The sequence below is a fragment of the Streptomyces sp. NPDC047081 genome (genome assembly GCF_040643775.1).
Lineage (GTDB): Bacteria > Actinomycetota > Actinomycetes > Streptomycetales > Streptomycetaceae > Streptomyces.
This window is the reverse complement of record NZ_JBEYUY010000015.1, coordinates 103186-127060: the sequence shown is the minus strand read 5'-3', so window position 1 is coordinate 127060 and position 23875 is coordinate 103186. Positions and strand designations below refer to the sequence as shown.

General features: G+C 72.8%; 22 protein-coding genes. 10 read left to right on the top strand and 12 right to left on the bottom strand.

The window, feature by feature from the left end:
• Window positions 1–16: 16 nt before the first annotated feature.
• Window positions 17–553, bottom strand: coding sequence for a (2Fe-2S)-binding protein (locus tag ABZ848_RS27310; protein WP_360836055.1), 537 nt, complete (start codon window positions 551–553; stop codon window positions 17–19).
• Complete coding sequence (locus ABZ848_RS27305; protein ID WP_360836054.1) at window positions 553–1446, bottom strand: xanthine dehydrogenase family protein subunit M; 894 nt, start codon at window positions 1444–1446, stop codon at window positions 553–555. Before ABZ848_RS27305 ends, ABZ848_RS27310 begins: the two co-directional genes overlap by 1 nt.
• Window positions 1447–1708: 262 nt before the next feature.
• Here ABZ848_RS27305 and ABZ848_RS27300 point away from each other — a divergent pair, with 262 nt between their 5' ends.
• The 3 genes from ABZ848_RS27300 (at window position 1709) to ABZ848_RS27290 (ending at window position 4909) form a co-directional block, all read left to right on the top strand.
• Window positions 1709–3382: a PucR family transcriptional regulator ligand-binding domain-containing protein gene (locus ABZ848_RS27300; RefSeq protein ID WP_360836053.1), complete on the top strand. Its 1674-nt coding sequence runs from the start codon at window positions 1709–1711 to the stop codon at window positions 3380–3382.
• 152 nt (window positions 3383–3534) lie between these two features.
• Complete coding sequence (locus tag ABZ848_RS27295; protein WP_360836051.1) at window positions 3535–4317, top strand: hypothetical protein; 783 nt, start codon at window positions 3535–3537, stop codon at window positions 4315–4317.
• 91 nt (window positions 4318–4408) lie between these two features.
• Window positions 4409–4909 carry a DUF2231 domain-containing protein gene (locus ABZ848_RS27290; protein ID WP_360836050.1) on the top strand — a complete coding sequence of 167 codons (501 nt, stop codon included), beginning with the start codon at window positions 4409–4411 and terminating at the stop codon, window positions 4907–4909.
• Between the two features lie 19 nt (window positions 4910–4928).
• Here ABZ848_RS27290 and ABZ848_RS27285 read toward each other — a convergent pair whose 3' ends face one another.
• Window positions 4929–5225 carry a hypothetical protein gene (locus ABZ848_RS27285; RefSeq protein WP_360836049.1) on the bottom strand — a complete coding sequence of 99 codons (297 nt, stop codon included), beginning with the start codon at window positions 5223–5225 and terminating at the stop codon, window positions 4929–4931.
• A gap of 162 nt (window positions 5226–5387) precedes the next feature.
• Complete coding sequence (locus ABZ848_RS27280) at window positions 5388–6191, bottom strand: GntR family transcriptional regulator (RefSeq protein WP_360836047.1); 804 nt, start codon at window positions 6189–6191, stop codon at window positions 5388–5390.
• 179 nt (window positions 6192–6370) lie between these two features.
• On the opposite strand from ABZ848_RS27280, the gene ABZ848_RS27275 reads away from it, so the two are divergent.
• Together ABZ848_RS27275 and ABZ848_RS27270 are read left to right on the top strand one after the other, a co-directional pair.
• Window positions 6371–7219: a (2Fe-2S)-binding protein gene (locus tag ABZ848_RS27275; protein ID WP_360836241.1), complete on the top strand. Its 849-nt coding sequence runs from the start codon at window positions 6371–6373 to the stop codon at window positions 7217–7219.
• 304 nt (window positions 7220–7523) lie between these two features.
• A complete protein-coding gene (locus ABZ848_RS27270) occupies window positions 7524–8561 on the top strand; it encodes a DUF2637 domain-containing protein (RefSeq protein ID WP_360836046.1) in 1038 nt (345 codons plus the stop codon).
• An 89-nt stretch (window positions 8562–8650) separates the two neighbouring features.
• Here ABZ848_RS27270 and ABZ848_RS27265 read toward each other — a convergent pair whose 3' ends face one another.
• Window positions 8651–9133, bottom strand: coding sequence for an ATP-binding protein (locus ABZ848_RS27265; protein WP_360836045.1), 483 nt, complete (start codon window positions 9131–9133; stop codon window positions 8651–8653).
• A gap of 187 nt (window positions 9134–9320) precedes the next feature.
• Between ABZ848_RS27265 and ABZ848_RS27260 the strand changes: the two genes are divergently transcribed.
• Window positions 9321–12329: a glycoside hydrolase family 38 C-terminal domain-containing protein gene (locus ABZ848_RS27260; RefSeq protein ID WP_360836043.1), complete on the top strand. Its 3009-nt coding sequence runs from the start codon at window positions 9321–9323 to the stop codon at window positions 12327–12329.
• Here ABZ848_RS27260 and ABZ848_RS27255 read toward each other — a convergent pair whose 3' ends face one another.
• Both ABZ848_RS27255 and ABZ848_RS27250 read right to left on the bottom strand, forming a co-directional pair.
• Complete coding sequence (locus ABZ848_RS27255) at window positions 12330–12791, bottom strand: hypothetical protein (protein WP_360836041.1); 462 nt, start codon at window positions 12789–12791, stop codon at window positions 12330–12332.
• Window positions 12792–12893: 102 nt separating this feature from the next.
• Complete coding sequence (locus ABZ848_RS27250; protein WP_360836040.1) at window positions 12894–13505, bottom strand: hypothetical protein; 612 nt, start codon at window positions 13503–13505, stop codon at window positions 12894–12896.
• A 236-nt stretch (window positions 13506–13741) separates the two neighbouring features.
• On the opposite strand from ABZ848_RS27250, the gene ABZ848_RS27245 reads away from it, so the two are divergent.
• Window positions 13742–15016, top strand: a complete 1275-nt coding sequence (locus ABZ848_RS27245; RefSeq protein WP_360836039.1) for a helix-turn-helix transcriptional regulator — start codon at window positions 13742–13744, stop codon at window positions 15014–15016.
• Here the strand turns inward: ABZ848_RS27245 and ABZ848_RS27240 are convergent.
• Window positions 15013–16755, bottom strand: coding sequence for a pyruvate dehydrogenase (locus tag ABZ848_RS27240; protein ID WP_360836037.1), 1743 nt, complete (start codon window positions 16753–16755; stop codon window positions 15013–15015). The genes ABZ848_RS27245 and ABZ848_RS27240 overlap by 4 nt on opposite strands.
• A 64-nt stretch (window positions 16756–16819) precedes the next feature.
• Window positions 16820–18199 (bottom strand): protein phosphatase 2C domain-containing protein, encoded by a 1380-nt coding sequence (locus ABZ848_RS27235; RefSeq protein WP_360836035.1) that lies wholly within the window; start codon window positions 18197–18199, stop codon window positions 16820–16822.
• A gap of 593 nt (window positions 18200–18792) precedes the next feature.
• Here ABZ848_RS27235 and ABZ848_RS27230 point away from each other — a divergent pair.
• The 3 genes from ABZ848_RS27230 to ABZ848_RS27220 all read left to right on the top strand — a co-directional run bounded on the left by ABZ848_RS27230 (window position 18793) and on the right by ABZ848_RS27220 (window position 20747).
• Complete coding sequence (locus ABZ848_RS27230; protein WP_360836033.1) at window positions 18793–19782, top strand: helix-turn-helix domain-containing protein; 990 nt, start codon at window positions 18793–18795, stop codon at window positions 19780–19782.
• A gap of 43 nt (window positions 19783–19825) precedes the next feature.
• A complete protein-coding gene (locus ABZ848_RS27225) occupies window positions 19826–20308 on the top strand; it encodes a DUF456 domain-containing protein (protein ID WP_360836031.1) in 483 nt (160 codons plus the stop codon).
• 67 nt (window positions 20309–20375) lie between these two features.
• Window positions 20376–20747, top strand: a complete 372-nt coding sequence (locus ABZ848_RS27220) for a PPOX class F420-dependent oxidoreductase (protein ID WP_360836030.1) — start codon at window positions 20376–20378, stop codon at window positions 20745–20747.
• Between the two features lies 1 nt (window position 20748).
• Here the strand turns inward: ABZ848_RS27220 and ABZ848_RS27215 are convergent, their stop codons facing one another.
• The 3 genes from ABZ848_RS27215 to rsgA form a co-directional block, all read right to left on the bottom strand.
• The gene (locus tag ABZ848_RS27215) at window positions 20749–21240 is read right to left on the bottom strand and encodes a methylated-DNA--[protein]-cysteine S-methyltransferase (RefSeq protein WP_360836029.1); all 492 of its coding nucleotides are present in this window, start codon (window positions 21238–21240) and stop codon (window positions 20749–20751) included.
• Window positions 21241–21246: 6 nt separating this feature from the next.
• Window positions 21247–22644, bottom strand: a complete 1398-nt coding sequence (locus ABZ848_RS27210; RefSeq protein WP_360836027.1) for an AlkA N-terminal domain-containing protein — start codon at window positions 22642–22644, stop codon at window positions 21247–21249.
• Window positions 22645–22707: 63 nt separating this feature from the next.
• Complete coding sequence (rsgA, locus tag ABZ848_RS27205) at window positions 22708–23811, bottom strand: ribosome small subunit-dependent GTPase A (protein WP_360836026.1); 1104 nt, start codon at window positions 23809–23811, stop codon at window positions 22708–22710.
• Between the last annotated feature and the right edge of the window lie 64 nt (window positions 23812–23875).

The following is a 23875-nucleotide window of genomic DNA, read 5'->3' as shown; positions in this document are numbered from 1 at the left end:
GTGGGGGAGGGCACGGTCAGACCGCCTCTCCCTGCCGGGCGGCCGCCAGGCGGACCGCGTCCATGATCTTCTCGTAGCCCGTGCAGCGGCACAGGTTGCCCGACAGCGCCTCGCGGATGTCCGCGTCGCTGGGGTTGGGGTTGCGCTCCAGCATCTCGTCGGCGGCGACCAGCAGGCCCGGGGTGCAGAAGCCGCACTGGACGGCGCCGGCGTCGATGAACGCCTGCTGGATCGGGGCGAGTTCGGTGCCCTCGCCGGTCTGCGAGTCCTGGCCCTCGGGAGCCCGGTGCCCGCACGAGCGCTGCTTGGCGTAGTCGGCCAGCCCCTCGACGGTCACGACCTCACGGCCTTCCACCTGCCCCGCCGCCACCAGACACGAGCACACGGGAACCCCGTCGAGCCGGACCGTGCACGAGCCGCACTCCCCCTGCTCACAGGCGTTCTTCGACCCCGGAAGCCCGAGCCGCTCGCGCAGCACGTACAGCAGGGACTCGCCCTCCCACACGTCGTCGGCTTCCTGCGGACGTCCGTTGACAGTGAAGTTGACGCGCATCAGGCGACTCCCTCCGTGTGGGCGGCGGTGCCGCGGTACGACTCCCAGGTCCAGGTCAGCGTGCGGCGGGCCATGATGCCGACCGCGTGGCGGCGGTAGCTCGCGGTGCCCCGGACGTCGTCGATCGGGTTGCAGGCGGCGGAGCACAGGTCCGCGAACTGCTTGGCGACCGACGGGGTGATGATCTTTCCGTTGTCCCAGAAGCCGCCCTCTTCGAGCGCCGCGTTCAGGAACTCCTCGGCGGCCTTCGCCCGGACCGGGGTCGGCGCGGCCGAGCCGATGCCGGTGCGGACCGTGCGGGTCCCGGGGTGCAGCGCGAGGCCGAAGGCGCACACGGCGATGACCATAGCGTTGCGGGTGCCGACCTTCGAGTACTGCTGCGGGCCGTCGGCCTTCTTGATGTGGACGGCGCGGATCAGCTCGTCGGGCTGGAGCGCGTTGCGCTTGACGCCGGTGTAGAACTCGTCGATCGGGATCAGCCGGGTGCCGCGGGCCGCGGACTCCACCTCGACGTCGGCACCCGCCGCGAGAAGGGCCGGGTGGGCGTCACCGGCGGGCGAGGCGGTGCCGAGGTTGCCGCCGACGCCGCCGCGGTTGCGGATCTGCGGGGAGGCGACCGTGTGCGAGGCGAGCGCGAGGCCCGGCAGCTCGGCACGGAGGTGCTCCATGATCGCGGTGTACGGGACGGAGGCACCCAGCCGGACCGAGGTCTCGCCGGTCTCCCACTCGGTGAGGTCGCCGATCCGGTTCAGGTCGAGGAGGTACTCGGGCCGGCGGTGGTCGAAGTTGATCTCGACCATCACATCGGTGCCGCCCGCAATGGGCACAGCGGTGGGGTGCTCGGCCTTGGCGGCGAGCGCCTCCTCCCAGCTGGCGGGGCGAAGGAAGTCCATGACCGGCTCTCTATCTTCGTCTCGTGGGTGGCTCGTTCACGTGCTGTTTACGCGGAGTGGGGTCAGTACACAGCGCCGTACTCCGCCTCGGTCAGTCACGGAAACCATGAAGGAGTTGGCTGGCCAGGGCGGGCATCTTGTAGATTCGTATGAACGGAGGTCATCAGTAACCTCCCTGTCTTCCTGTAGAAACGCAGGAAACAGCCACATCCACCCTCCAACCCTCATCGTAGATTTCGAGACAAAGATCGGCGGCGACGAGATGCGGCTGCGCGCACTGCTGGACACCGATGCGCTGGGCCTCAGGCTGCTCGGCGGCGAGGACGAGCTGGACCGCACCGTGCGCGGTGTGATGACCACCGACCTGCGCGACCCCAGCCGCTACCTCTCGGGCGGCGAGCTGGTGCTCACGGGCCTCGCCTGGCGCCGGGACGCCGCCGACTCGGAGCCGTTCGTACGGATCCTGGTGCAGGCCGGGGTGGCCGCGCTGGCCGGCGGCGAGGCCGAGCTCGGGGACATCCCGGACGACCTGGTCCTCGCCTGCGCCCGGCACCGGCTGCCGCTGTTCGCGGTGCACGAGTCGGTGGCGTTCGCGACGATCACCGAGCATGTCGTACGGCAGGTCAGCGGCGAGCGGGCCGGGGACCTCGCGGCGGTCGTCGACCGGCACCGGCGGATGATGACCTCGGGCCCGGCGGGCGGCGGCCCGGACGTCGTCCTGGACCTGCTCGGCTCCGACCTGGACCTGCGGGCCTGGGTGCTCTCACCCACCGGTCGGCTCATCGCGGGCACGAAGGTCTCGGGGCCGGGGCTGCCGACCGACGTCTGCGCCAAGCTCGCCGCCGAGCATCTCGCCGCCGCCCGCACGGGGCGGCGCGGACCGCACCGGGTGACGGTCGGGCCGCCGACGTACAGCCTCTTCCCGATCCGCAGCAGCGGGCGCTCCACGCAGGCCTCCCGGGACGTGCGCGAGACGGTGCTGTCGGACTGGCTGCTGGCCGTCGAGGCGGACGCGGGCGACTGGCCGGCCGAGCGGCTGGACCTGCTGCAGGGCGTCACCCAGCTGATCTCCGTCGAGCGGGACCGCCGGGACGCCTCGCGGACGGTCCGGCGGCGGCTCGCCCAGGAGGTCCTGGAGCTGGTCCAGACGGGCGCGGCGCCCGCCGAGATCGCGGCCCGGCTGCGGGTGGCCGCCCCGGTGCTGCTGCCCGGCCTTGGGGCCGCCCCGCACTGGCAGGTCGTGGTGGCCCGGGTGGACTGGGCGGGCGGGGACATCGAGGCCGGGCCGGTCGCGCAGTCGCTCCTGGAGGAGATCCTGGTCGACCCGCTGGCCACCGGCCCCGAGCCCTCGGACCGGATCGCGGTGGCGCACACCGGCGACGAGGCGATCGCCCTCGTACCGCTGCCGGCGGTCTCCGCGGAGCACGACGGCTCCGAGGCGGGGATCCTCGCCGACGCGCTGCTTGAGTCCGTACGGGATCCGCTGTCGGCCGGGCTCGACGACGACGGGCAGGTCACGCTGGGCGTCAGCGCGGCCGTGCACTCGGCCGAGGGGCTGCGCGGGGCGCTGGAGGAGGCGCGGCACGCGCGCCGGGTCGCGGCGGCACGGCCCGGGCGGGTGTGCGCGGCGGGCCACCAGGAGCTGGCCTCGCACGTCCTGCTGCTGCCGTTCGTGCCGGACGACGTGCGGCGCGCCTTCACCGCGCGGCTGCTGGATCCGCTGCGGGACTACGACCGGCGGCACCGCGCCGAGCTGATCCCGACGCTGGAGGCCTTCCTCGACTGCGACGGCTCCTGGACGCGCTGTGCGACCCGGCTGCACCTGCACGTCAACACACTGCGTTACCGCGTGGGGCGGATCGAGCAGTTGACGAGTCGTGACCTTTCCCGACTGGAGGACAAGCTCGATTTCTTCTTGGCACTGCGGATGAGCTGAGCCCGCGGGGCCGTCGGGCCGGGTGGCACCAAGTGCCGTCCAGGTCCCACGACTTTGTGAAATCCTTCACCCACCCCCTTGGCCCGGCGCTGACATTCGTGCTGAGATGCGGCCACCACTCAAAGCTCGACGGCGCGCTCGGGGAGGGCAACGTGGCGCATTCCGCCATGTCTGGTTCCGGAACGACCGAAAGTGACGATCCCCTCCAGACCGCGGTATGGCGGCTGCGCTCGCGCGCCTGCTGGACCGACGCGGCGGCGCTGCTGGAGCCGGCCGACGCCGCGTCCGCGCTGCAACGGGCCTCGCTGCTGGTGGAGAAGTGCCTGTACACCGAGCGGGGCTGGGAGGAGGCCGAGGACGCGCTGCGGACCGCGGAGGCCCTCGCCCACAGCGACGACGAGCGCGGGGCGGCCGCTTGTGAACGCGGGCAGCTTGCTTACGCGGCGACCCTGCACTCCGTGCGCGACCGGGCCGACGAGGCGCGGGCCGCGCTGGGCCGGGCGGCGGCGCTGATCCCGCCGGGGGCACCGGGCCGGGCCGTACTGGACTTCCGGCGCGGGCTGCTGGCGGAGAACCTGGCCCGCTCCCCGCAGGCCGCGCGGGCCGCGTACCGGCGGGCGCACGCCGGTGCCACCGCGCACTCGGACCCGCTCCTGCTGTCCTTCACCTGGCGCCATCTGGCCGGACTCGCCCTGCGGGACGGGGAGTTGGCGGAGGCCCGGCACGGCTTCGCCGAATCGCTGCGGATCCGCGAGGAGTTGGGCTACCTGGTCGGTACGGCGCCCGCCCTGGCCTCCCTCGCCGACGCGGAGACGGAACCGGAGGCGTCCCGCCTGCGCGAGGAGGCCCGGCGCCTGTTCCGCCTGCTGGGCGGCGTACCGACGTGGCTGGCACGGCAGTTGGCCCCGCCTGCGCCGGGGGCGGCGACGGCGTGAGAAGACTCCAGGAGGGCGGCGCCCGGCTCAGAGAAACCTGAGAGGTTCCTGTGCGAGGCTGGCGCGCCCCACCCCCTTGGAGGAGTTACCGATGAGCCTCGTCAACGGCTTGCCTGCGCATGTCCTGTTGGTCCACTTCGTCGTCGTACTGGTGCCGCTGACCTCGTTGGCGCTGGTGGTGGCGGCCGTGTGGCCGCGGGCCGCGCGGCGGATGGGCGTCGTGCTGCCCGCGCTGGCCCTGGTGACGCTGGCGAGCGTGCCGCTGACCACGAGCGCCGGTGAGTGGCTGGAGGAGCACGTTCCCGAGAACTCCCTGGTGGAGCGGCACGCCGAGCTCGGGGACGGACTGCTGCCGTGGGCGCTGGGCCTGTTCGTGCTGGCGGCGGCCGTGTGGTGGACCGTGCGCCGGACGCCCGCGCCGGAGACCGGCAACCGCACGGCGGCCGTCGTGCGGATCGCGGCCGCGGTGCTGTCCGTCGCGGTCGCGACGGGCGCCGTCGTCGACGTCTACCGCATCGGCGACTCCGGGGCGAAGGCGGCCTGGAAGGGCAACTACTCCAAGGCGGCGACGCGTTCGGGCGACGGGGACTGACCCGTCACGAGGCTCTGGCTCAGCCGTTCTGGATGCGCGCCAGCAGGTGCTGGATCGAGCCCAGTATCGAGTCGCGCAGCGCGGTGTCCTTGGCGAGGACGACGACCACGGCGACCAGGACCAGGAACGAGACCAGGCCGCCGCCGCGGCCGCCCCGGTACGCCCCCGGGCTCGGTGCGGGCGGGGGTCGGTGGCCGTTGCGGATGGCGTGGTCGACGGCCTGCTGGTGGGCCCGCATGGCCTGCTGATGAGCCTGCTGCGACTGCTGCTGGGCCTGCTGCGCGGCCTGCTGGGCGTAGAAGGACGGGTCGGGCATCGCTCTCACCTCCGGCGGCGGCACCTTCCGTGCCGTGTGCCGGGAGCCACGCCGGCCGGCGGGCCGCGAGTTCCCCGCATCGCGAACCGTCACAGGGAACCGACGATTCTGTGACGCCGGTCACGAGCTCAGGATGCGCCGCCGAAGACGGCGGTCATGAGCTCAGGACGCGCCGCCGAAGTGCTCGCCCACCAGCGCCCGTACGACGTCCAGGTCGCGGGCGATCAACGCGTCCAGCAGGGCGGTGTGCTGGGCCGCGTCCGCCATGAGCTCGGCCCGGCCGCGGGCGGTCGGGGCGCCGCCGACCAGGGGCCACTGGGCGCGGCGGTGGAGGTCGTCGGCGATCTGCGCCAGCTGTTCGTTGCCGGAGAGGGAGAGGACCGCGCGGTGGAAGGTGCGGTCGGACTCGGCGTAGGTCGCCCGGCAGCCGGACGCGGCGGCGCGGACCGTGGCCTCGGCGAGCGGGCGCAGTTCCGCCCAGCGCTCCACGGGCACCGTGCGGGCCAGCCGGAGCACCACGGGGACCTCGATCAGCGCGCGCACCTCGGCCAGTTCGGCCAGTTCACGGGTGCCGCGCTCGACGACCCGGAAGCCCCGGTTGGGGACGACCTCGACGGCGCCTTCGAGGGCCAGCTGCTGCATCGCCTCCCGGACGGGCGTCGCGGAGACCCCGAACCGCTCCCCCAGCGCCGGCGCCGAGTACACCTCGCCGGGCGTCAGCTCGCCCGCGACCAGCGCGGTGCGCAGCGCGTCGAGTATCTGGCCGCGCACGGAGGCCCGCTGGACCAGCCGGGGCCGTGGGATCGGCTGCTCGCTGTGGGTGTGCTCGCCGCGGGTGGCACCGGCGGCGACCCCGCGCTCCCGGTCCACGTCCGCGGCCACCGGCTGCGGCGGCACCCGCGGCACTCCGGCCGGCCGTCTCTGAGGGATCCCCGTCTCCGCCGAGCCCTGCGCGCTCTGCCTCACGGGTCCTCCTCCGGACGTGTCGGTACTTGGGGCCATTGAGGCGGGTTGTTACTCGCCCGTCAAGCACCATAAGCGCACAAGCCGTCAGTTCAAAGGCGCACGATCTTGGGTAAGGTAAGGCTTACCTTCAATCAGCCTCTCCATCAACCCGGATCGGCGGTCCCCGTATGTCCGTGCACATACCCGCGCCCCGCTCGGCCCTCACGGCGTCCTACGGCCGCCTGACCGAGGTCTTTCCGGGGCTGGAGATCACGGAGCTCGGGGCCGGGGAACCGGCGCCCCGGGACGGCGGCTGGGTCGCCGCCGACGCGCTCGCACAGGGCGGGGCCGGCCTCGACGCGTTCCTCGACTGGGACGACGCACAGGTGCTGCGGGACTACGGGCAGCGGGCCCGCCCGGACGTCGTCGCGAGCTTCGGACTGCACCGGTACGCCTGGCCCGCCTGTCTGCTGATCACCGTGCCGTGGTTCCTGGAGCGCCGGGTGCCGCGCTTCCCCGCGAGCCACGTCTCGTACGACCGGACCGTGCCGGGTCTCTCCATCGGCCGGCTGGCGGTGCGCCCGGCGGGCTTCGCCTGTCTGCCCGGCGATCCGGCCGCCGCGCTGCCCGGCGCCCGGGTGGTCGACGGCGAGGAGGCGCTGCGCGCCGAGGTGCGGGCCGCGGTCGCCGAGCATCTGGAGCCGGTGCTCGCCGGGTTCGGGCCGCGGATGCGGCGGCGCGGGCGGGCTCTGTGGGGCATGGCGACCGACGAGGTGGTCGAAGGCCTGTGGTACGTCGCCCATCTCCTCGGTGAACAGGAGCGGGCGATGCGGGAGTTGGAGCTGCTGCTGCCCGGCGCGACCCGGCCCTACGTGGGCTCGGCGGCCTTCCGCGAGCTGACCGGGCCGGACGGCGAGTCGCTGCCCACCCGGGACCGGGCGAGCTGCTGCATGTTCTACACCCTGCGCCCCGAGGACACCTGCGCCACCTGCCCGCGCACCTGCGACGCGGACCGGGTGACCAAGCTGCTGGCCGCCGCCGCCAGTTGAGGCACCCTCAGGCATGACCACGCCCGGGCGTCCCGTAAGATCGGCCGCGAAGGGACCGCCCGCTTGGTTACAGGTGATTCACAACTTCCTCACTTGTCGCAGGAACTTTCCGTGGAACCACCCGTACGGGTAGTCTTATTCGAACTCAACTCCCGCCCCTCAAGCGGCAGTTCGAGCAGAACGCCGCCCTGGGCATCCCCTTGCACTTCCTTGGCGGCCTCTTGCCCCGAAAACGCCTGAGGGCCGTTGGGATTGGGCCACTATGGCGGGCGTTACGCCCTATCCCAATGCAAGGGACCCCTAGATGAGACTGACCGACATATCGCTGAACTGGCTGCTTCCGGGCGCCGTACTGCTCCTGGGCATGCTGGCGGCGGTGGCGGTGCTCGCGCGCAGCAAGCGGTCCGGCGGGGAGCACGCGAAGGACGACTCGTGGGAGCGCAGCGAGGAGCGCCGTAGGCGCAAGGAGGCCATATACGGCACCGCCTCCTATGTCCTGCTGTTCTGCTGTGCGGCGGTCGCCGCCGCACTCTCCTTCCACGGGCTGGTCGGCTTCGGCGAACAGAACCTCGGCCTGACCGACGGCTGGGAGTACCTGGTGCCGTTCGGCCTGGACGGCGCGGCCATGTTCTGCTCCGTGCTCGCCGTTCGCGAGGCCAGCCACGGTGACGCGGCCCTCGGCTCCCGGATACTCGTGTGGACGTTCGCGGGCGCCGCGGCCTGGTTCAACTGGGTGCACGCGCCCAGGGGCATCGACCACGCGGGCGCTCCGCAGTTCTTCTCCGGCATGTCGCTCTCGGCGGCCGTGCTGTTCGACCGCGCGCTGAAGCAGACCCGCCGGGCCGCCCTGCGTGAGCAGGGTCTGGTGCCGCGTCCGCTGCCGCAGATCCGTATCGTCCGCTGGCTGCGGGCTCCCCGTGAGACCTACAAGGCCTGGTCGCTCATGCTGCTGGAGAACGTGCGCAGCCTGGACGAGGCGGTCGACGAGGTGCGCGAGGACAAGCGGCAGAAGGAGATCGACCGACTGCGCCGGCGCGAGGCGGACCGCCTGGAGCGGGCTCAGCTCAAGGCGATCAGCCGGGGCCACCGCGGCTTCATCGGCCGTGGCGGCCGGCCGGAACCGCAGGCCCTGGAGCGGGCGTCCGCCCCGGCGACCGCGGAGCCTGCCATATCCGCGGCGGAGCCGCTGCCCGTGCGCCAGCGCCCTTCGCTGCAGCCCGTCCGCAAAGGGAGTTCCGACTCGATGACGGTCGACCTGACCGCGGAGGACGACACAATGGCCCTCCCGCGTCTCGACTCCCTGGAGCGCAAGCTCAAGGACCTCGAGCAGCAGTTCGGCTAGGCACGACCGACGACCGGCCGTGAAGTCGACCGGCCGCGCACGGGAAAGGGCGTGACCCGCGGGTCACGCCCTTTCCCGTGCGTCCGTCCTCAGGCGGCCCCGGCGTCCAGCTCGAACCACACCGCCTTCCCCACCCCGTGTGCCCGTACGCCCCACGCGTCCGCGAGGGACTGCACCAGGACCAGGCCTCTGCCGTGCGTACCGTCGTCGGCGTTCGGTACGCGCAGTCTGGGCCTCCGGGCCACGAAGTCCCGTACCTCCACCCTGAGTCCACGGGGTCCTATGGTCGCGATGAGGACCGCGTCGTGGTCGGTGTGGACGAGTGCGTTGGTGACGAGCTCGCTGGTCAGCAGCTCGGCTATCTCCGATCGCCCGGGCCTGCCCCAGTGCCGGAGCAGCTCACGCAGCGCCCGGCGTGCCTCGGGCACCGCCTTCAGGTCCGCCCGCCCGAGTCTCTGCCGTAGTTGGGACGGCTGCCGCGCCTCGGTGCCGCCGTCGGCCGTTTCCTCCACTGTTTTCGCCGAGGAGGCCCCGATCGCAACGGGACCGCCTCCTCGCGCCTGCCTCTTCATGACCCCCGCCCGCGTGCCGATGTCGGTTCCCCTCCTTGTCGAACACGTTCACGGGGATCCATGCCCCGTGGCTCACCGGCCAGTCATGTCGAATCGCGGGCGGCCAGGTGTTCGGCCACGGATGCGGGCCCCGGGGCCGGGTAGATGACACCCTGGACCGTGCCGTCCGAGCGCCGAGGGAGCCGCCGTGCACGACGACCGACTGCTGGTGGAAGCGCGACTGGAACGGGCCATGAGCCAGTTCGTCCGTCCCGCGCAGTACGGGTCGCGTGTGCCGCTGGTCCTGTCCGTGTGGCATGTGCCGGGTGAGCCGGTGCCGGTGGACCAGGCGCTGCAGGCCGCGTACGAGCCGTTCACGACCGGCACCTCCTGGGGAAAGCCCTGGTCGACGAGTTGGTTCCGGTTGGAGGGTCGGGTCCCCGAGGAGTGGGCCGGCCGCAGGGTGGAGGCGGTGATCGACCCCGGCTTCACCGGAGACGGGCCGGGCTTCCAGGCCGAGGGCCTCCTGTACGACGCCGCGGGCGTTCCCCTCAAAGGCGTTCACCCGCGCAACCGCCACCTGACCGTGGGGGCGCCGGCGAGCGGAGGGGAACCGGTCCATCTGCTCCTGGAGGCGGCGGCCAATCCGGCCGTGCTGCACGGTTTCGCGCCTACGCGTCTGGGCGACGTGCTGACCGCAGGGGATCGCCCCGGTTACCGATTCCGCTCTGCCGAACTCGCCGTACTCGACGAAGCCGTGTGGCAATTGGTGCTGGACGTGGAGGTGTTGTCGGAGCTGATGCACGAGCTGCCGATGGACCGGCCGCGGCGGCACGAGGTGCTGCGGGCGCTGGAGGACATGCTCGACGCGCTGGACCTGCACGACGTACCCGCGACGGCACAGCGGGCCCGGGCCGCGCTGGCCGAGGTCCTCTCCCGTCCGGCCTCGGCGAGCGCGCACAGGGTGTTCGCAACCGGACACGCCCACATCGACTCGGCCTGGCTGTGGCCGCTGCGGGAGACGGTCCGCAAGGCCTCCCGCACCTTCGCCAACGTCACCGCGCTCGCCGCCGACTACCCCGAGCTGGTGTTCTCCTGCTCGCAGGCGCAGCAGTACGCGTGGGTGAAGGAGCACCAGCCGCACATCTGGGAGCGGATCAAGAAGGCGGTACGGGACGGCAACTGGGCGCCCGTCGGGTCGATGTGGGTCGAGTCCGACGCCAACATGCCGGGCGGCGAGGCGCTGGCCCGGCAGCTGGTGCACGGGAAGCGGTTCTTCGCCGAGGAGCTCGGCGTGGAGACCGAGGAGGTGTGGCTGCCCGACTCCTTCGGCTACACGGCCGCCTTCCCGCAGCTCGCGAAACTGGCCGGAATCCGCTGGTTCCTGACCCAGAAACTGAGCTGGAACCAGTCGAACAAGATGCCTCACCACACCTTCTGGTGGGAGGGCATCGACGGCACCCGCGTCTTCACCCACTTCCCGCCCGTCGACACCTACAACTCCCAGCTGCACGGCCGCGAACTCGCCCACGCGGAGCGCAACTTCGCCGACAAGGGCCGGGCGACGGGCTCGCTGGTCCCCTTCGGCTGGGGCGACGGGGGCGGCGGCCCGACCCGCGAGATGCTGGAGAAGGCCCGCCGCCTGCGCTCCCTGGAGGGTTCACCGACGGTCGAGGTCGTCAAGCCGTCCGTGTTCTTCACGACCGCCGAGGAGGAGTACGGCGGCCAGGCGCCGGTGTGGTCGGGCGAGCTGTACCTGGAGCTGCACCGGGCCACGTACACCACCCAGGCCAAGACCAAGCAGGGCAACCGGCGCTCGGAACACGCCCTGCGCGAGGCCGAGTTGTGGAACGCGACGGCGGCGGTGCGCGATCCGTCGTACGCCTACCCGTACGAGGAGCTGGACCGGCTGTGGAAGACGGTGCTGCTGCACCAGTTCCACGACATCCTGCCCGGCTCGTCGATCGCCTGGGTGCACCGGGAGGCACGGGAGACGTACGCGCGGGTGCTGGCGGAGGTGGAGGAGCTGACGGCGGGGGCGGTGGCGGCGCTGGGGTCCGGCGGGCCGACGGTTTTCAACGCGTCGCCGTACCAGCGGACGGAGGTCGTCGGGGACGCCCTGGTCACTGTCCCCGGGCTGGGCTCGACGGCGCTCACGGGCGACGCGTCGGAGACGGTCCGGGCCCAACAGGACGGCGACTCCGTCCTGTTGGAGAACTCGCGCCTGCGCGTGACCGTCGACGCGAACGGCCTGCTCTCCTCCGTCCGCGACCTCCGCGCCGACCGCGAGGTCCTGTGCGCGCCCGGCAACCTCCTCCAGCTCCACCCCGACCATCCCAACGCCTGGGACGCCTGGGACATCGACCGGCACTACCGGCGGCGGCACACCGACCTCACGGACGTGGAGTCGGTGGAGCTGGTGGCGGACGGGCCGCTTCGGGCGGCGGTGCGGGTGACACGGACGTTCGGCAAGTCCCGGATCACTCAGGAGATCCGGCTCGCGGCCGGGAGCCGGCGCGTCGACATCGTCACCGACGTCGACTGGCAGGAGTCCGAGAAGGTGCTCAAGGCCGCCTTCCCCGTCGACGTGCACGCCGAACGCTCCACAGCGGAGATCCAGTTCGGGCACGTACACCGTCCCACCCACGCCAACACCAGCTGGGACGCGGCCCGTTTCGAGATCTGCGCGCACCGCTGGCTGCGGGTCGCGGAGGAGGGATACGGCGTCGCGGTCCTCAACGACTCGACGTACGGCCATGACGTGACCCGCACCCCGCACGAGGACGGCCTCGGCACGACCGTACGCCTGACCCTGCTGCGCGCCCCGCACAGCCCGGACCCGGAGACGGACCTCGGCACGCACCGCTTCACCTACGCGCTGATGCCCGGGGGCGATGTCGTGCACGCGGTCGCCGAGGGGCTCGCGCTCAACCTGCCGCTGCGGGTGGCCGGGGCGCCGGTGGTGGAGCCGCTGGTGCGGGTGGACCATCCGGCGGTGACCGTGGAGTCGGTGAAGCTGGCGGAGGACCGCAGCGGCGATGTGGTGGTACGGCTGTACGAGTCCCGGGGCGGACGGGCGCGGGCCCGGCTGACGCCGGGGTTCCCGGTGGCCCGGGCCGAGGTGACGGACCTGCTGGAACGGCCGCAGCGGGAAACCGACTTGGGCTTCGAGCTGCGGCCGTTCCAGATCCTCACCCTGCGGCTGCGACCCGCGTGACTACTTGGCGCCGATGCTCTTGTCCGCGATGCGGTAGATCTGGCGGCTGTCGCGCTTCATGTCGACGTACAGCTTGGTGCTGCTGTTCTTGCTCCAGGTGAGGGTGACGACGGCCTCGGTGCGCTTCGCGGTGCTGCCGTTGTCGGTGACCTTCCAGGCGAGCGGGACGTTCTGGGCGCGCAGGACGCCGTCGGCGTGCTCCCTGTCCTCCCAGGCGGCCAGCGCCTTCTGGTAGGCGGGCGTCAGGTAGTGGGCGCGCAGTGCGGTGCCGAGGTTGCCGCTGTCCTCGTCGGTCACCGCGTCGATGTAGGCGCCGTAGAAGTCGGCGATCCGGCTGACGTTGTCGGACGGCTTGCCGCTGACGCTGTGCGGGGTGCCGGCGGAGGCCGTGGCGGTGGCGCCGAGGCCGAGGGCGACGGCGAGGAGGCCGGCGGACAGGACGGTGCGGGTCTTGCTGGTCATGTGAGTTCCCCGTTTTCCGGTGTACGTGATGGTCGGGCGTGCTGGTGGTCGGTGGGGCCGCCCTCCCCACCCCCGCGGCGGAGGGCGGCCCCGGTCGTGCGGTCAGTGGAGCTTGTTCACGGCCTTGACGGTCGTCTTCTTGAAGGCCTTCGCCGGGGCGTGTTCGAGGTCGCCCAGCTGGGCCCAGTTCACGACGGTGACGGTGCGGCCGTCGCGGCCGACGGACAGGAGGCGGACGTCGCTCGCGCCGAAGGAGGTCTCGGTGTGGACGCCGTAGACGTGGGCGCCCTCCTCGACGGTCAGCTTCCCGAAGTCCTTGCCCACGGCCTCGACGTCCGGGTCCTTCTGCTCGATCTGGGCCGGGCAGGACTTGATGTCCTTGTTCAGCCAGGACGTCAGCTGCTTCGCCGAGCGGGTGTCGGGCAGGACGACGGTGATCTGCCGGGCGTTCGTGTCCAGGTCGGTGCGGAAGTCGCGGTGCCAGGCGGACTCGTGGCCGGGCAGCGCCCGCAGGCAGGTGTCCCGGTCGACGTCGTCGGGGATGCCGCCGGTGACCTTGCCGGCCGTCCACGACGAGGAGGGGTGCGGCGGGAGGTCCTTGGCCGCGAGGAAGCCGGGTGCCTTCGGTGCGGCGGCGGCCGGTCCGGCGAGCGCCATGGCCAGGCCGGTGACGGTGACTGCGATGAGCGCGCCCGCTCTGGTGCGCTTGGGCATGGGTGTCCCCCCGTGAATGAGTGCATGGGTCGTGAAAACGTGCATGGGTGTGGATGTCGTCCGACGCCGGTTGGTCGGTCCGGCCCTGGTCGGTGCGACACCAAGAGCATCGGCCGTCACCGGAGTCCGGCGCAACGACTGGCGCCCGTTTGGCGACCGTGGAACCATCCCATCCCATCTGACGTGCAGGTATATGAGTGCCTGGGATACGGGATGCGGCGGACGACGGGGGAACGGTGTCGGCTGGGGACGAGGTCGAGGAGTTCGCGGCGCTGCTGCGCCGGCTGAAGGACCGCACGGACCGGAGCTACGGCTCGCTGGCCCGGCGCGTCAACATGAACACCTCCACGCTGCACCGGTACTGCGCGGGTGAGGCGGTACCGCAGGACTTCGCCCCCGTGGAACGCCTCGCGGCCTTCTGCGAGGCGACCCCGGAGGAACGCCTCGAACTGCACCGGCTGTGGCTGCTGGCGGTGGCGGCACGGCAGCGGGTGCGGGCGGGGCAGGGGGCCGTCGAGCCGGCGGAACCCGAGGCGGAAGCCGAAGAGGCACCGGCTCCGAGCCCGGCCCCGGCGCGGGCGCCCTGGTACCGCCGCCGGCGTACGTTCCTCGGCGCCGCCGTCGCGACCGTGCTGCTGGTCACGCTGGGCAGCCTGTCCGCGCTGTCGGCGGACCGCTCACCGGACGACTCGGCACAGGCGTCCGGACACCCCCGTACCACCACCGGCGCCACGCACGATCCCTCCGCCTCGGCGACCGGCCCCTCCCCCAGGCCCTCCTCGGCCTCCCCGTCCTCATCGGGTGCGCGGGACTCGGCGAGCCCCCGGCCGAAGGGCAGCGCACCGGCCGCCGGGAAGAGCGACGCGCCCGTGGCCACCGGGGTGCCGCTCGCGTGGACCGCCGACTCGCAGATCTGGGACGGGGGCTGCATGCACGACTACGTCATCGACAAGGCGCCGGACCAGGTGCCCCCGCCGCCGGTGCCGCAGGACGCCGCGGCGTGGGCGGCGACGCAAGGGGCGGTGCACGGGCGGCAGACGATGGTGCAGATCTCGGTGCAGGGGAAGTCGTCCACCGCGGTGGTCCTGGAGGCCCTCCGGGTCCGCGTGGCCAGCAAGGGCACGCCGGTCAAGGGCACCACGTACGACATGGCCCAGGGCTGCGGCGGCGGCCTGGGCCCGCGCTACTTCGACGTGAACCTCGACATGAACCGCCCCATCGCACGTGCGGTCCCGGGCGCCGACGCCAACGGAAACCGCGCCCCCGCCGTGCAGTTCCCCTACCGCGTCTCCGCCCAGAACCCCGAGGTGCTGCTCGTCACGGCGACGACCGAGATGTACGACTGCGGCTGGTACCTGGAGCTCGACTGGTCCTCCCAGGGCCGCACCGGCACGGTCCGCATCGACGACCACGGCCATCCGTTCCGCACCAGCTCGATCAAGGGCCTGCCCCGTTACTGGTACGGCACGAACGGCCACGGCGTACGCCAGTGGGTGCCCGCGGACTCCTAAGGACGGGGCACGTTCCGGAGGTTGGAGCGGGCCATTTGGAGCATCCGGCCGACCCCGCCGTCCAGCACGATCTTCGAGGCGGACAGGGCGAAGCCGGTGACCATCTCGGCGCTGATCTTCGGTGGGATGGACAGCGCGTTGGGGTCTGTGACGACGTCGACGAGGGCCGGGCCCTTGTGCTTCAAGGCCGACTTCAGGGCGCCCGCGAGGTCCTTGGGCTTCTCGACCCGCACGCCGTACGCCCCGCAGGCACGGGCGACGGCCGCGAAGTCCGGGTTCTTGTTGGTCGTGCCGTACGACGGCAGCCCGGCGACCAGCATCTCCAACTCCACCATGCCCAGCGAGGAGTTGTTGAACAGGACGATCTTGACCGGCAGGTCGTACTGCACCAGCGTCAGGAAGTCGCCCATCAGCATGGAGAATCCGCCGTCCCCGGACATCGACACGACCTGCCGCCCGCGGTCGGTGAACTGGGCGCCGATCGCCATGGGCAGCGCGTTCGCCATCGAGCCGTGCGAGAACGAACCGATCACCCGGCGGCGGCCGTTGGGGGTGATGTACCGCGCGGCCCACACATTGCACATCCCGGTGTCGACCGTGAACACCGCGTCCTCGTCGGCGAGTTCGTCGAGCACGGAGGCCACGTACTCGGGATGGATCGGGACGTGCTTCTCGACCTTCCGCGTGTACGCCTTCACCACCCCCTCCAGCGCGTCCGCGTGCTTCTTGAGCATCCGGTCGAGGAAGCGCCTGTTCTGCTTGGGCCGCACCCGGGGCGTCAGACACCGCAGGGTCTCCTTCACATCGCCCCAGACGGCGAGGTCCAGCTTGGAGCGGCGGCCCAAGTGCTCGGGCCTGACGTCGATCTGAGCGATCTTGACGTCGTCGGGGAGGAAGGCGTTGTACGGGAAGTCGGTGCCGAGCAGGATCAGCAGATCGCACTCGTGGGTGGCCTCGTAGGCGGCGCCGTAGCCGAGCAGACCGCTCATGCCGACGTCGTACGGGTTGTCGTACTGGATCCACTCCTTGCCCCGAAGGGCGTGCCCCACAGGGGACTTGACCTTCTCCGCGAACTCCATGACCTCGGCGTGCGCGCCCGCCGTGCCGCTGCCGCAGAAGAGGGTGATCTTCTCGGCTTCGTCGATCATCTGCACGAGCCTGTCGATCTCGGCGTCGCCGGGGCGGACGGTGGGGCGTGAGGTGACCAGGGCGGTCTCGGCGGCCCTGTCCGGGGCGGGCTGGTCGGCGATGTCGCCGGGCAGCGACACGACACTCACCCCGCTCTGCCCGACGGCGTGCTGGATGGCGGTCTGGAGGAGCCGGGGCATCTGCTTCGGGTTGGAGATCAGCTCGCTGTAGTGGCTGCACTCGCGGAACAGCTGGTCGGGGTGGGTCTCCTGGAAGTAGCCGAGACCGATCTCGCTGGAGGGGATGTGCGAGGCGAGGGCGAGGACGGGGGCCATGGAGCGGTGGGCGTCGTACAGGCCGTTGATGAGGTGCAGGTTGCCGGGCCCGCAGGAGCCGGCGCAGGCCGTCAGCTTGCCCGTGATCTGGGCCTCGGCCCCCGCGGCGAACGCGGCGGTCTCCTCGTGGCGGACGTGCACCCAGTCGATGGCGGCGTTTCTGCGGACGGCGTCGACGACCGGGTTGAGGCTGTCGCCGACGACGCCGTAGAGGCGTTTCACTCCGGCGCGGACGAGGATGTCGACGAACTGCTCGGCGACGTTCTGCTTGGCCATGGTGCGCTCATGCCCTTCGGTCTCCGCGGATCCCTGTGGGTCCATGAATTCACACGCGGGGCCGTCACGCCTCCCAAACGGCGGCGGCCGTACGGTCGTCGGCGTATCCCTTGACCCGGACCTGGGTGTCGGCGAGGAACGCGGCGAGACCGGGCGGGGCGGAGTTCGACCACCGGCCGGTCAGGTGGCGGCACAGGTCGGGTTCGCCGCGCAGGGGGTCCGCGAGGCCGCCGGTGCACATCAGGAGGGTGTCACCCGGGTGGGCCACCGAGGCGCGGAACCGGAAGGGTTCGCGGGGCGGCTCGGGGGCGGGCTCGTACGGGCTCGGGGGTGTCGGGATGCCGAGGTCCATGGTGAGGCGGTCGCCCTCGGGCGTCTCGGCGGGCAGCGAGCCGAAGCCGACGACGGGGTCGCCGGTGACGTCGGTGACGCGCGGCTCGATGTCCTGCCAGGCGCCCTCCCGAAGCCGGAACAAGCCGCCCGCGCCGACGCCGAAGAAGACGCGGGTACGGCACTCCGGGTCGGCGGGCAGCAGCAGACAGCGCAGGGTGGCCGAGTACTCCTCGGGGTCGATGCCCTGTTCGGCGGCGCTGGCGCGGAGCTTGCCGAGGCTGCGGTCGGTGAGGCGGTGCAGGCCGGACTTGAGGTCGCCGCGCCGCCCCGCCCTGATGTCCTCGGCGAGCCGGGCGTGGCTGCGGCCGACGGCACGGCCGATCCAGTGGCAGGCCTCGGCGGCGGCGCGGTGGGCGCCGGGGGTGGCGCGGGCGCCGGTGGCCATCGCGACGAGGATCAGGGTGTGCTCGGCGGTGCCGAAGCGGGCGGTGAGGAGGGAGTCGCGTCGGGGTTCGCCCCGGTAGCGGGCGGAGTCCCCGCGCACGGAGACGGCACGGAGGGTGCAGGAGCCGTACTTGGCGCCGTCCAGCACGGTGTCGGCGACCAGGTCGTCGAGGTCGTCCGGGTCGGCGGGCGGGAGGGCGGTGGGTTCGGCGTCGTAGGTCGGGGGGCCGGAGCCGACGTAGTCGACGGGGGGTGGGGGGAGGGTGGGGAGGTCCAGGTGGGTGGCGGTGCGGACAGCGGGCGGGGGGCTGTCCTCGGTGACCTGTGTCGTGGGGGTGGCCGGAACCGGGGGCGGTGGGGCGGCGTCGGTGACCTGCGTCGCGGCGGCAGGCACCGTGGCCACCGGAGACTCCGTGGACATGCGGACCGGTGCCGGCTGCTCGGGGCCGCCGGGGCGTTGCGGCGGGACCGTCGTGCCGGACGCGGCCTCGGTCGGCGGCGCCGCCTCCGGGTCGGCTCCGTTGCCCACCGTGCCCGCCGCCGAGGCGAAGCGGTCGTCCAGGGTGTCGGGTGCGGGTGCGGGGCCCGTGTCCTCGGTGGAGTCGTCGTACAGCTGTCCCCACCAGTCGTCCGAATGACCGGTGGGCTTTCCCCCCTGCTGGCTCATGCCCCTAATTGTCCACCGCAGGGGCCGGATGAAAACGGGGCATCGGGAAAAACCGGCACGGCACTCCCCGTCGAACGGCGTGTCGGGTGATCCGTCGAACGGCGGTGCGCAGGAAGTCGCCACGGCGGTACGCAGGAAGTCGGCGCCGCGGTGCGCGAGAAGTCGCCACCGAGGTGCGCGGGAGGCCGCCGCCACGGATCACGGTGAGTCGCCGGGGGGTTCCACCCCCCACGGGAGAACCGCCCGGCGACGCCGGAGTGACCCGGGCCCGGATCCCCTTGTGCCGGCGGTGCGCCGACGGCACGCCACGGGCCCGGATCACGTTCTGGAGTAGCCGGATCGGGACGGAATACGTCGGCGAAGTCCGGCCAGGCCCGAGTGTGACCGGTCTTCTTAGCGATCAGCTGTGATTCCCGGCCCCGCGCTCCCTCCCCAGGCGGGAGGCGGTTGACACTGCGGTGGCGCCACCTTGGCAGAGTGACCGGTGGTACGGCGATGATGTTCCGCGGCGGGTTTGCGCCGTGGCTGTTTTCCGCCACGGTCCCGCCGCTGGTCGGGGCCGTGAGGGCGGGTTCGGGGAGGGGCGGGGCCTGATGCTGGGAGTGCTGGGGCTGGACGAGAGGCACGAGTCGGCGTACCGGGCGCTGGTGTCCGTGGGCGCCGCCGACGTGCCCGATCTGGCCCGTCGGCTGATGCTCGGCGAGCACGACACGGAGCGCACGCTGCGCCGGCTGGAGCGGCACGGCCTCGCGGCCCAGTCGCCGGCCCGCCCGGGGCGCTGGGTCGCGGCGCCGCCCGGCGTGGCGCTGGGCGCGCTGCTCACCCAGCAGCGGCACGAGCTGGAGAAGGCCGAACTGGCGGCGGCGCTGCTGGCGGAGGAGTACCGGGCGGCCGCCGCCGAACCCGCCGTGCACGACCTGGTCGAGGTGGTGACCGGCGCCGCCGCGGTGTCCCAGCGTTTCCTGCAGCTCCAGCTGGGCGCGAGCGAGGAGGTGTGCGCGCTGGTCACGGGCCGGCCCACGGTCGTCACCGGCATGGAGAACGACGCCGAGGAGCAGGCCGCCGACCGCGGGGTCCGCTACCGGGTGGTGGTGGAGCGCTCGGTGCTCGACCTGCCGCACGGGATGACCGAGCTGTCCGCCGCGCTCGGCCGGGACGAGCAGGTGCGGGTCGTGGAGCAGGTGCCGACCAAGCTGGTGGTGGCCGACCGTTCCCTCGCCCTGGTGCCGCTGACCTCGCGGACCGCGGAGCCCGCCGCGCTGGTGGTGCACGCGAGCGGCCTCCTGGAGCTGCTGTCCGGGCTGTTCGAGTCGGTGTGGCGGGACGCGCTGCCGCTGCGGCTGGGGGCCGACGGCGTCACGGAGGACGAGCCGGACGGGCCCGACGGCACGGACCTGGAGGTGCTGTCGCTGCTGCTGGCCGGGCTGACCGACGCGAGCGTGGCGAAACAGCTGGACCTGGGCCTGCGGACCGTGCAGCGGCGCGTTAAGCACCTGATGGAGCTGACCGGCGTGACCACCCGCCTCCAGCTGGGCTGGCACGCGTACGAACGGGGCTGGGTGACCCGCGACACCGGCAGCTGACCACTGACCTGCGTCTCCTGCCCGCCTCCGGCACTCTTGGCACATGGGAGTGTGGGACCTCCTGCTGGTCGGCCTGGTCCTCCTGCTCGGCCTGTGCGGAGTACTGGTGCCCGGAGTGCCGGGATCGTGGCTGGTGTGGGCCGCGGTCCTGTGGTGGGCGCTGAAGGACCCGCGGCCGGTCGCCTGGTGGGTCCTGGTCGGCGCCACCGTCGCGCTGTTCCTGTCCCAGGTGGTGCGCTGGGCGCTGCCGCCGCGCCGGCTGCGCGCGAGCGGCGCGACGCCTCGCATGGGGGTGTACGCCGGTCTCGGCGCCCTTCTCGGCTTCTTCCTCGTCCCCGTCCTGGGCGCGATCCCCGGCTTCATGGGCGGCATCTACCTCTGCGAACGCCTGCGCCTGGGCCGGCACGCGGAGGCACGGGCGGCGCTGCGGACGGCGATGCGCTCGGGCGGCTCCAGCGTGCTGGCGGAGCTGTTCACCTGCCTGCTCATCGCGGGGGCGTGGCTGGGCGCGGTGATCTGGGGCTGACGTAGGGCCCTGGGCCTAGGGCGAGGATCCGATGCGTGGGCCGGGGCGGCGGTGGTTGGCTGGGGGTATGACCGAATTCAGCGAGGCCGAGCGCGCGTATCTGAGGTCGCAGCGGCTGGGGCGGCTGGCCACCGTCGATCCGCATGGGCAGCCGCAGGCGAACCCGGTCGGCTTCTTCCCGCAGGACGACGGCACGATCCTGATCGGCGGTCTGGCGATGGGCCGTACCAAGAAGTGGCGCAACCTCCAGAAGAACCCGAAGGTGGCCCTGGTCGTGGACGACGTCGTCAGCCTGCGCCCGTGGAAGGTGCGCGGCATCGACATCCGCGGGGAGGCCGAACTCCTCACCGGGCCGCACGAGTTGGGCCCGCACTTCAGCGAGGAGGTGATCCGCGTACACCCGCGCCGGATCCACAGCTGGGGTCTGGAGGAGGAGTGACTCAGGCCTGGAGGAAGCCCTCCAGGGTCAGCAGCCGCACCTTCCGCTCCAGACCTCCCGCGTAACCGGTCATCGAGCCGTTCGCGCCGATCACCCGGTGGCAGGGGCGGACGACGAGCAGCGGGTTGGCGCCGATCGCGCCGCCCACGGCACGTACGGCGGCCCGGGAGGCGCCGATCCGCGCGGCGATCTCGCCGTAGGTCACGGTCGCCCCGTACGGGACGGAGTCCAGAGCGGCCCACACCTTCTCCCGGAACTCGCTGCCCGCGGTGCTGAACTCCAGCCGGAAGTCCTTGAGTTCACCGGCGAAGTAGGCGGCGAGCTGCTCCTCGGCGTCCCGGAACGGTCCGCTGTCCTGCCGCCAACCCGCCTGCACCGTCCGCCCGTTCTTCTGTCCGGGCACGGAGAGGGAGGTCAGCGCGCCGGTGGCGTCGGCGGTGAGGAGGAGGGCGCCGACGGGGCTGTCGACGCGGGTCCACAGGGTGGTGGTCATGGCGGGTCAGTCCAACTCTCCTGCGGCACGCAGGTGTTGCAGGGCGTAGGAGCGCCAGGGGCGCCAGCTGTCGGGAACGTCCAGGCCGGGCGGGGCGACGTCGGGGTCGCCGAGGGCGCGGGTGCGGACGACGGCGACCGTGCCGGGGTCCATGCCGGGCAGCGCCAGCAGCGCGGCCTCGGCGTCGTCGCGGTCGGCGCCCGGGTCGAGCCGTACGGTGCCGTCGGCGAGCGCGGCGGTGAGCGCGCCCAGGGTGCCGTGGGGCTCGGCTTCGGCGAGGACGGCGGGCTCGGGGAAGAGGTGGGTGAGGCTGCCGGAGGGCGCGTCGAGCGCCTTGCCGTACCGCCGCACCAGCCGCTCGGCCTCCGTCTTCCCCACCAGCGCCCGTACGGCGAGTTCCTCGGCGTCGGCGGCTCCGGGCGAGCGCAGCCCGGGGCGTTCGGCGACCAGCGGGGCGAGCCGTTCGTCGGCGCCGAGCCGCTCGTCGACGGCGTAGGGGTCGGCGTCGAGGTCGAACAGACGCCGCAGCCGGCCGACGGCGGTGGTCAGGTCGCGCGGGTCGGTGAGGTGGAGGCGGGCGTCCAGCCAGCCGCCGGGGTGGGCGCCGGACGCGGACCTCGCCGTGCCGGGCCGCTCGTCGACGGCGACGATCCCGGTGCCGTGCGGGAGGCGGAGGGTACGTCGGTACGTGCGCCGCCGGCGCTCCCCGCTCACCTCCTCGACGCCGGTCACGGCCTGCTCGGCGAGCTGGTCGAAGACGGCGCCGGACCGGTACGGGCCCCGGTGGGCGAGCCGCAGCGGGATCCCCGCGCTCGGGGCGGCCACCCGCCGCCCGGCCCGGCCGCCGTCCGGGGCGGCGGCCCGCAGCTCGGTCGGCGTGGAGGCGTACACCTCCCGCACGGTGTCGTTGAACTGGCGGACGCTGGCGAAGCCGGACGCGAACGCGATCTCCGTGATCGGCAGGTCGGTCGTCTGCACCAGCACCCGCGCGGTGTGCGCCCGCTGGGCCCGGGCGAGGGCGACGGGTCCGGCGCCGAGCTCGGCGGTGAGCTGGCGCTGGACCTGGCGGGCGCTGTACCCGAGCCGGGTGGCGAGACCGGCGACGCCCTCGCGGTCGACGACCCCGTCGCCGATGAGCCGCATGGCGCGGCCCACGACGTCGGCGCGGACGTTCCAGTCCGCGGAGCCGGGGGCCGCGTCGGGGCGGCAGCGGCGGCAGGCCCGGAAGCCGGAGCCCTGGGCGGCGGCGGCCGTCTGGAAGAAACGGACGTTGTGCCGCCGGGGCGTGACCGCCGGGCAGCTGGGCCGGCAGTAGATGCCGGTGGTCCGGACGGCGAAGAAGAACTCGCCGTCGAACCGGGCATCACGGCTGCGCACTGCTTCGTACCGGGTGTCTTCGTCCATCACGCCCTCCAGTGTCCAACGGTACGGAGCACCGGGCTGGCGGAAAACGGACGCGGCACTCGGCTACCGCCGGCGCCCCCGCTTCGCCTCCATCGCCGCCTTGCCCTCGGCGCCCTTCCGCTTCCAGTCCCGGCGAAGCTCGGCGCGGAGCCTCGCGTCGGTCTTGGCCACGATCCACTGGTTCTCCCGCACGAGCTTGCGGTAGCTCTCCAGCCGGCGGACCGGCAGGTCGCCGGCGTCGACCGCGGCGAGCACCGCGCACCCCGGCTCGGCGGTGTGCGCGCAGTCGTGGAAGCGGCACCGCTCGGCGAGTTCCTCGATCTCGGAGAAGACCTGGCCCACGCCCGTCCCGGCGTCCCACAGGCCGACGCCCCGCAGGCCGGGGGTGTCGATGAGGACGCCGCCGCCCGGGAGCGCGAGGAGGTTGCGGGTGGTCGTCGTGTGGCGGCCCTTGCCGTCGACATCCCGCGCGGCCTGCACCTCCATGACGTCCTCGCCGAGGAGGGCGTTCGCGAGGGTCGACTTGCCCGCACCGGACTGGCCGAGCAGGACGGACGTACCGCCGGAGACGAGGGCGACCAGGACGTCGAGGCCGTGGCCGTCGACGGCGCTGACCGTCAGCACGGTGACGCCGGGTGCCGACAGCTCGACGTCCTGGACGAGGTGCGCCCGGGTGACCTCGTCCGGCACGAGGTCCGCCTTGGTCAGCACGACCAGCGGCTGGGCGCCGGACTCCCAGGCCAGGGCCAGGAAGCGCTCGATGCGGCCGAGTTCGAGCTCGACGGCGAGGGAGACGGCGACGATCGCGTGGTCGACGTTGGCGGCGAGGATCTGCCCCTCGGACCGCTTGGAGGAGGTGGAGCGGACGAAGGCGGTACGGCGTGGCAGGTACGTCCGTACGTAGCGCGGGTTGCCGCCGGGTTCGACGGCGACCCAGTCGCCGGTGCACACGACCCGCAGCGGGTCGTGCGGGGTGACGAACGCGGTGTCGGCCCGCACGATCCCTTCGGCGGTGACCACGTCGCACTGACCGCGGTCGACCCGGATCACCCGCCCGGGCAGGAGTCCTTCGGTGTCGTGGGGGGCGAACGCGTCCGCCCATGCGTCGTCCCAGCCGTAGGGGGCGAGCGCGGAGAAGACGGATGGGGCAGCGGAGCTGGAAGTCAAGGGGAGACCCTTCAAAGGGCGGCCCCGGCAAGGGAGTTGAGGTCAGCCGGTGGCCGCAGAGGTG

What these genes read in the sequence shown, in the direction of transcription:
- ABZ848_RS27230 (WP_360836033.1), top strand. Translation starts at nt 18,793, where the DNA reads ATGCTGGGAGTGCTGGGGCTGGACGAGAGGCACGAGTCGGCGTACCGG.
- ABZ848_RS27255 (WP_360836041.1), bottom strand. Translation starts at nt 12,791, where the DNA reads ATGACCAGCAAGACCCGCACCGTCCTGTCCGCCGGCCTCCTCGCCGTC.
- ABZ848_RS27220 (WP_360836030.1), top strand. Translation starts at nt 20,376, where the DNA reads ATGACCGAATTCAGCGAGGCCGAGCGCGCGTATCTGAGGTCGCAGCGG.
- ABZ848_RS27235 (WP_360836035.1), bottom strand. Translation starts at nt 18,199, where the DNA reads ATGAGCCAGCAGGGGGGAAAGCCCACCGGTCATTCGGACGACTGGTGG.
- ABZ848_RS27265 (WP_360836045.1), bottom strand. Translation starts at nt 9,133, where the DNA reads ATGAAGAGGCAGGCGCGAGGAGGCGGTCCCGTTGCGATCGGGGCCTCC.
- ABZ848_RS27225 (WP_360836031.1), top strand. Translation starts at nt 19,826, where the DNA reads ATGGGAGTGTGGGACCTCCTGCTGGTCGGCCTGGTCCTCCTGCTCGGC.
- ABZ848_RS27305 (WP_360836054.1), bottom strand. Translation starts at nt 1,446, where the DNA reads ATGGACTTCCTTCGCCCCGCCAGCTGGGAGGAGGCGCTCGCCGCCAAG.
- ABZ848_RS27290 (WP_360836050.1), top strand. Translation starts at nt 4,409, where the DNA reads ATGAGCCTCGTCAACGGCTTGCCTGCGCATGTCCTGTTGGTCCACTTC.
- ABZ848_RS27285 (WP_360836049.1), bottom strand. Translation starts at nt 5,225, where the DNA reads ATGCCCGACCCGTCCTTCTACGCCCAGCAGGCCGCGCAGCAGGCCCAG.
- ABZ848_RS27250 (WP_360836040.1), bottom strand. Translation starts at nt 13,505, where the DNA reads ATGCCCAAGCGCACCAGAGCGGGCGCGCTCATCGCAGTCACCGTCACC.
- ABZ848_RS27215 (WP_360836029.1), bottom strand. Translation starts at nt 21,240, where the DNA reads ATGACCACCACCCTGTGGACCCGCGTCGACAGCCCCGTCGGCGCCCTC.
- ABZ848_RS27300 (WP_360836053.1), top strand. Translation starts at nt 1,709, where the DNA reads ATGCGGCTGCGCGCACTGCTGGACACCGATGCGCTGGGCCTCAGGCTG.
- ABZ848_RS27270 (WP_360836046.1), top strand. Translation starts at nt 7,524, where the DNA reads ATGAGACTGACCGACATATCGCTGAACTGGCTGCTTCCGGGCGCCGTA.
- ABZ848_RS27210 (WP_360836027.1), bottom strand. Translation starts at nt 22,644, where the DNA reads ATGGACGAAGACACCCGGTACGAAGCAGTGCGCAGCCGTGATGCCCGG.
- ABZ848_RS27240 (WP_360836037.1), bottom strand. Translation starts at nt 16,755, where the DNA reads ATGGCCAAGCAGAACGTCGCCGAGCAGTTCGTCGACATCCTCGTCCGC.
- ABZ848_RS27310 (WP_360836055.1), bottom strand. Translation starts at nt 553, where the DNA reads ATGCGCGTCAACTTCACTGTCAACGGACGTCCGCAGGAAGCCGACGAC.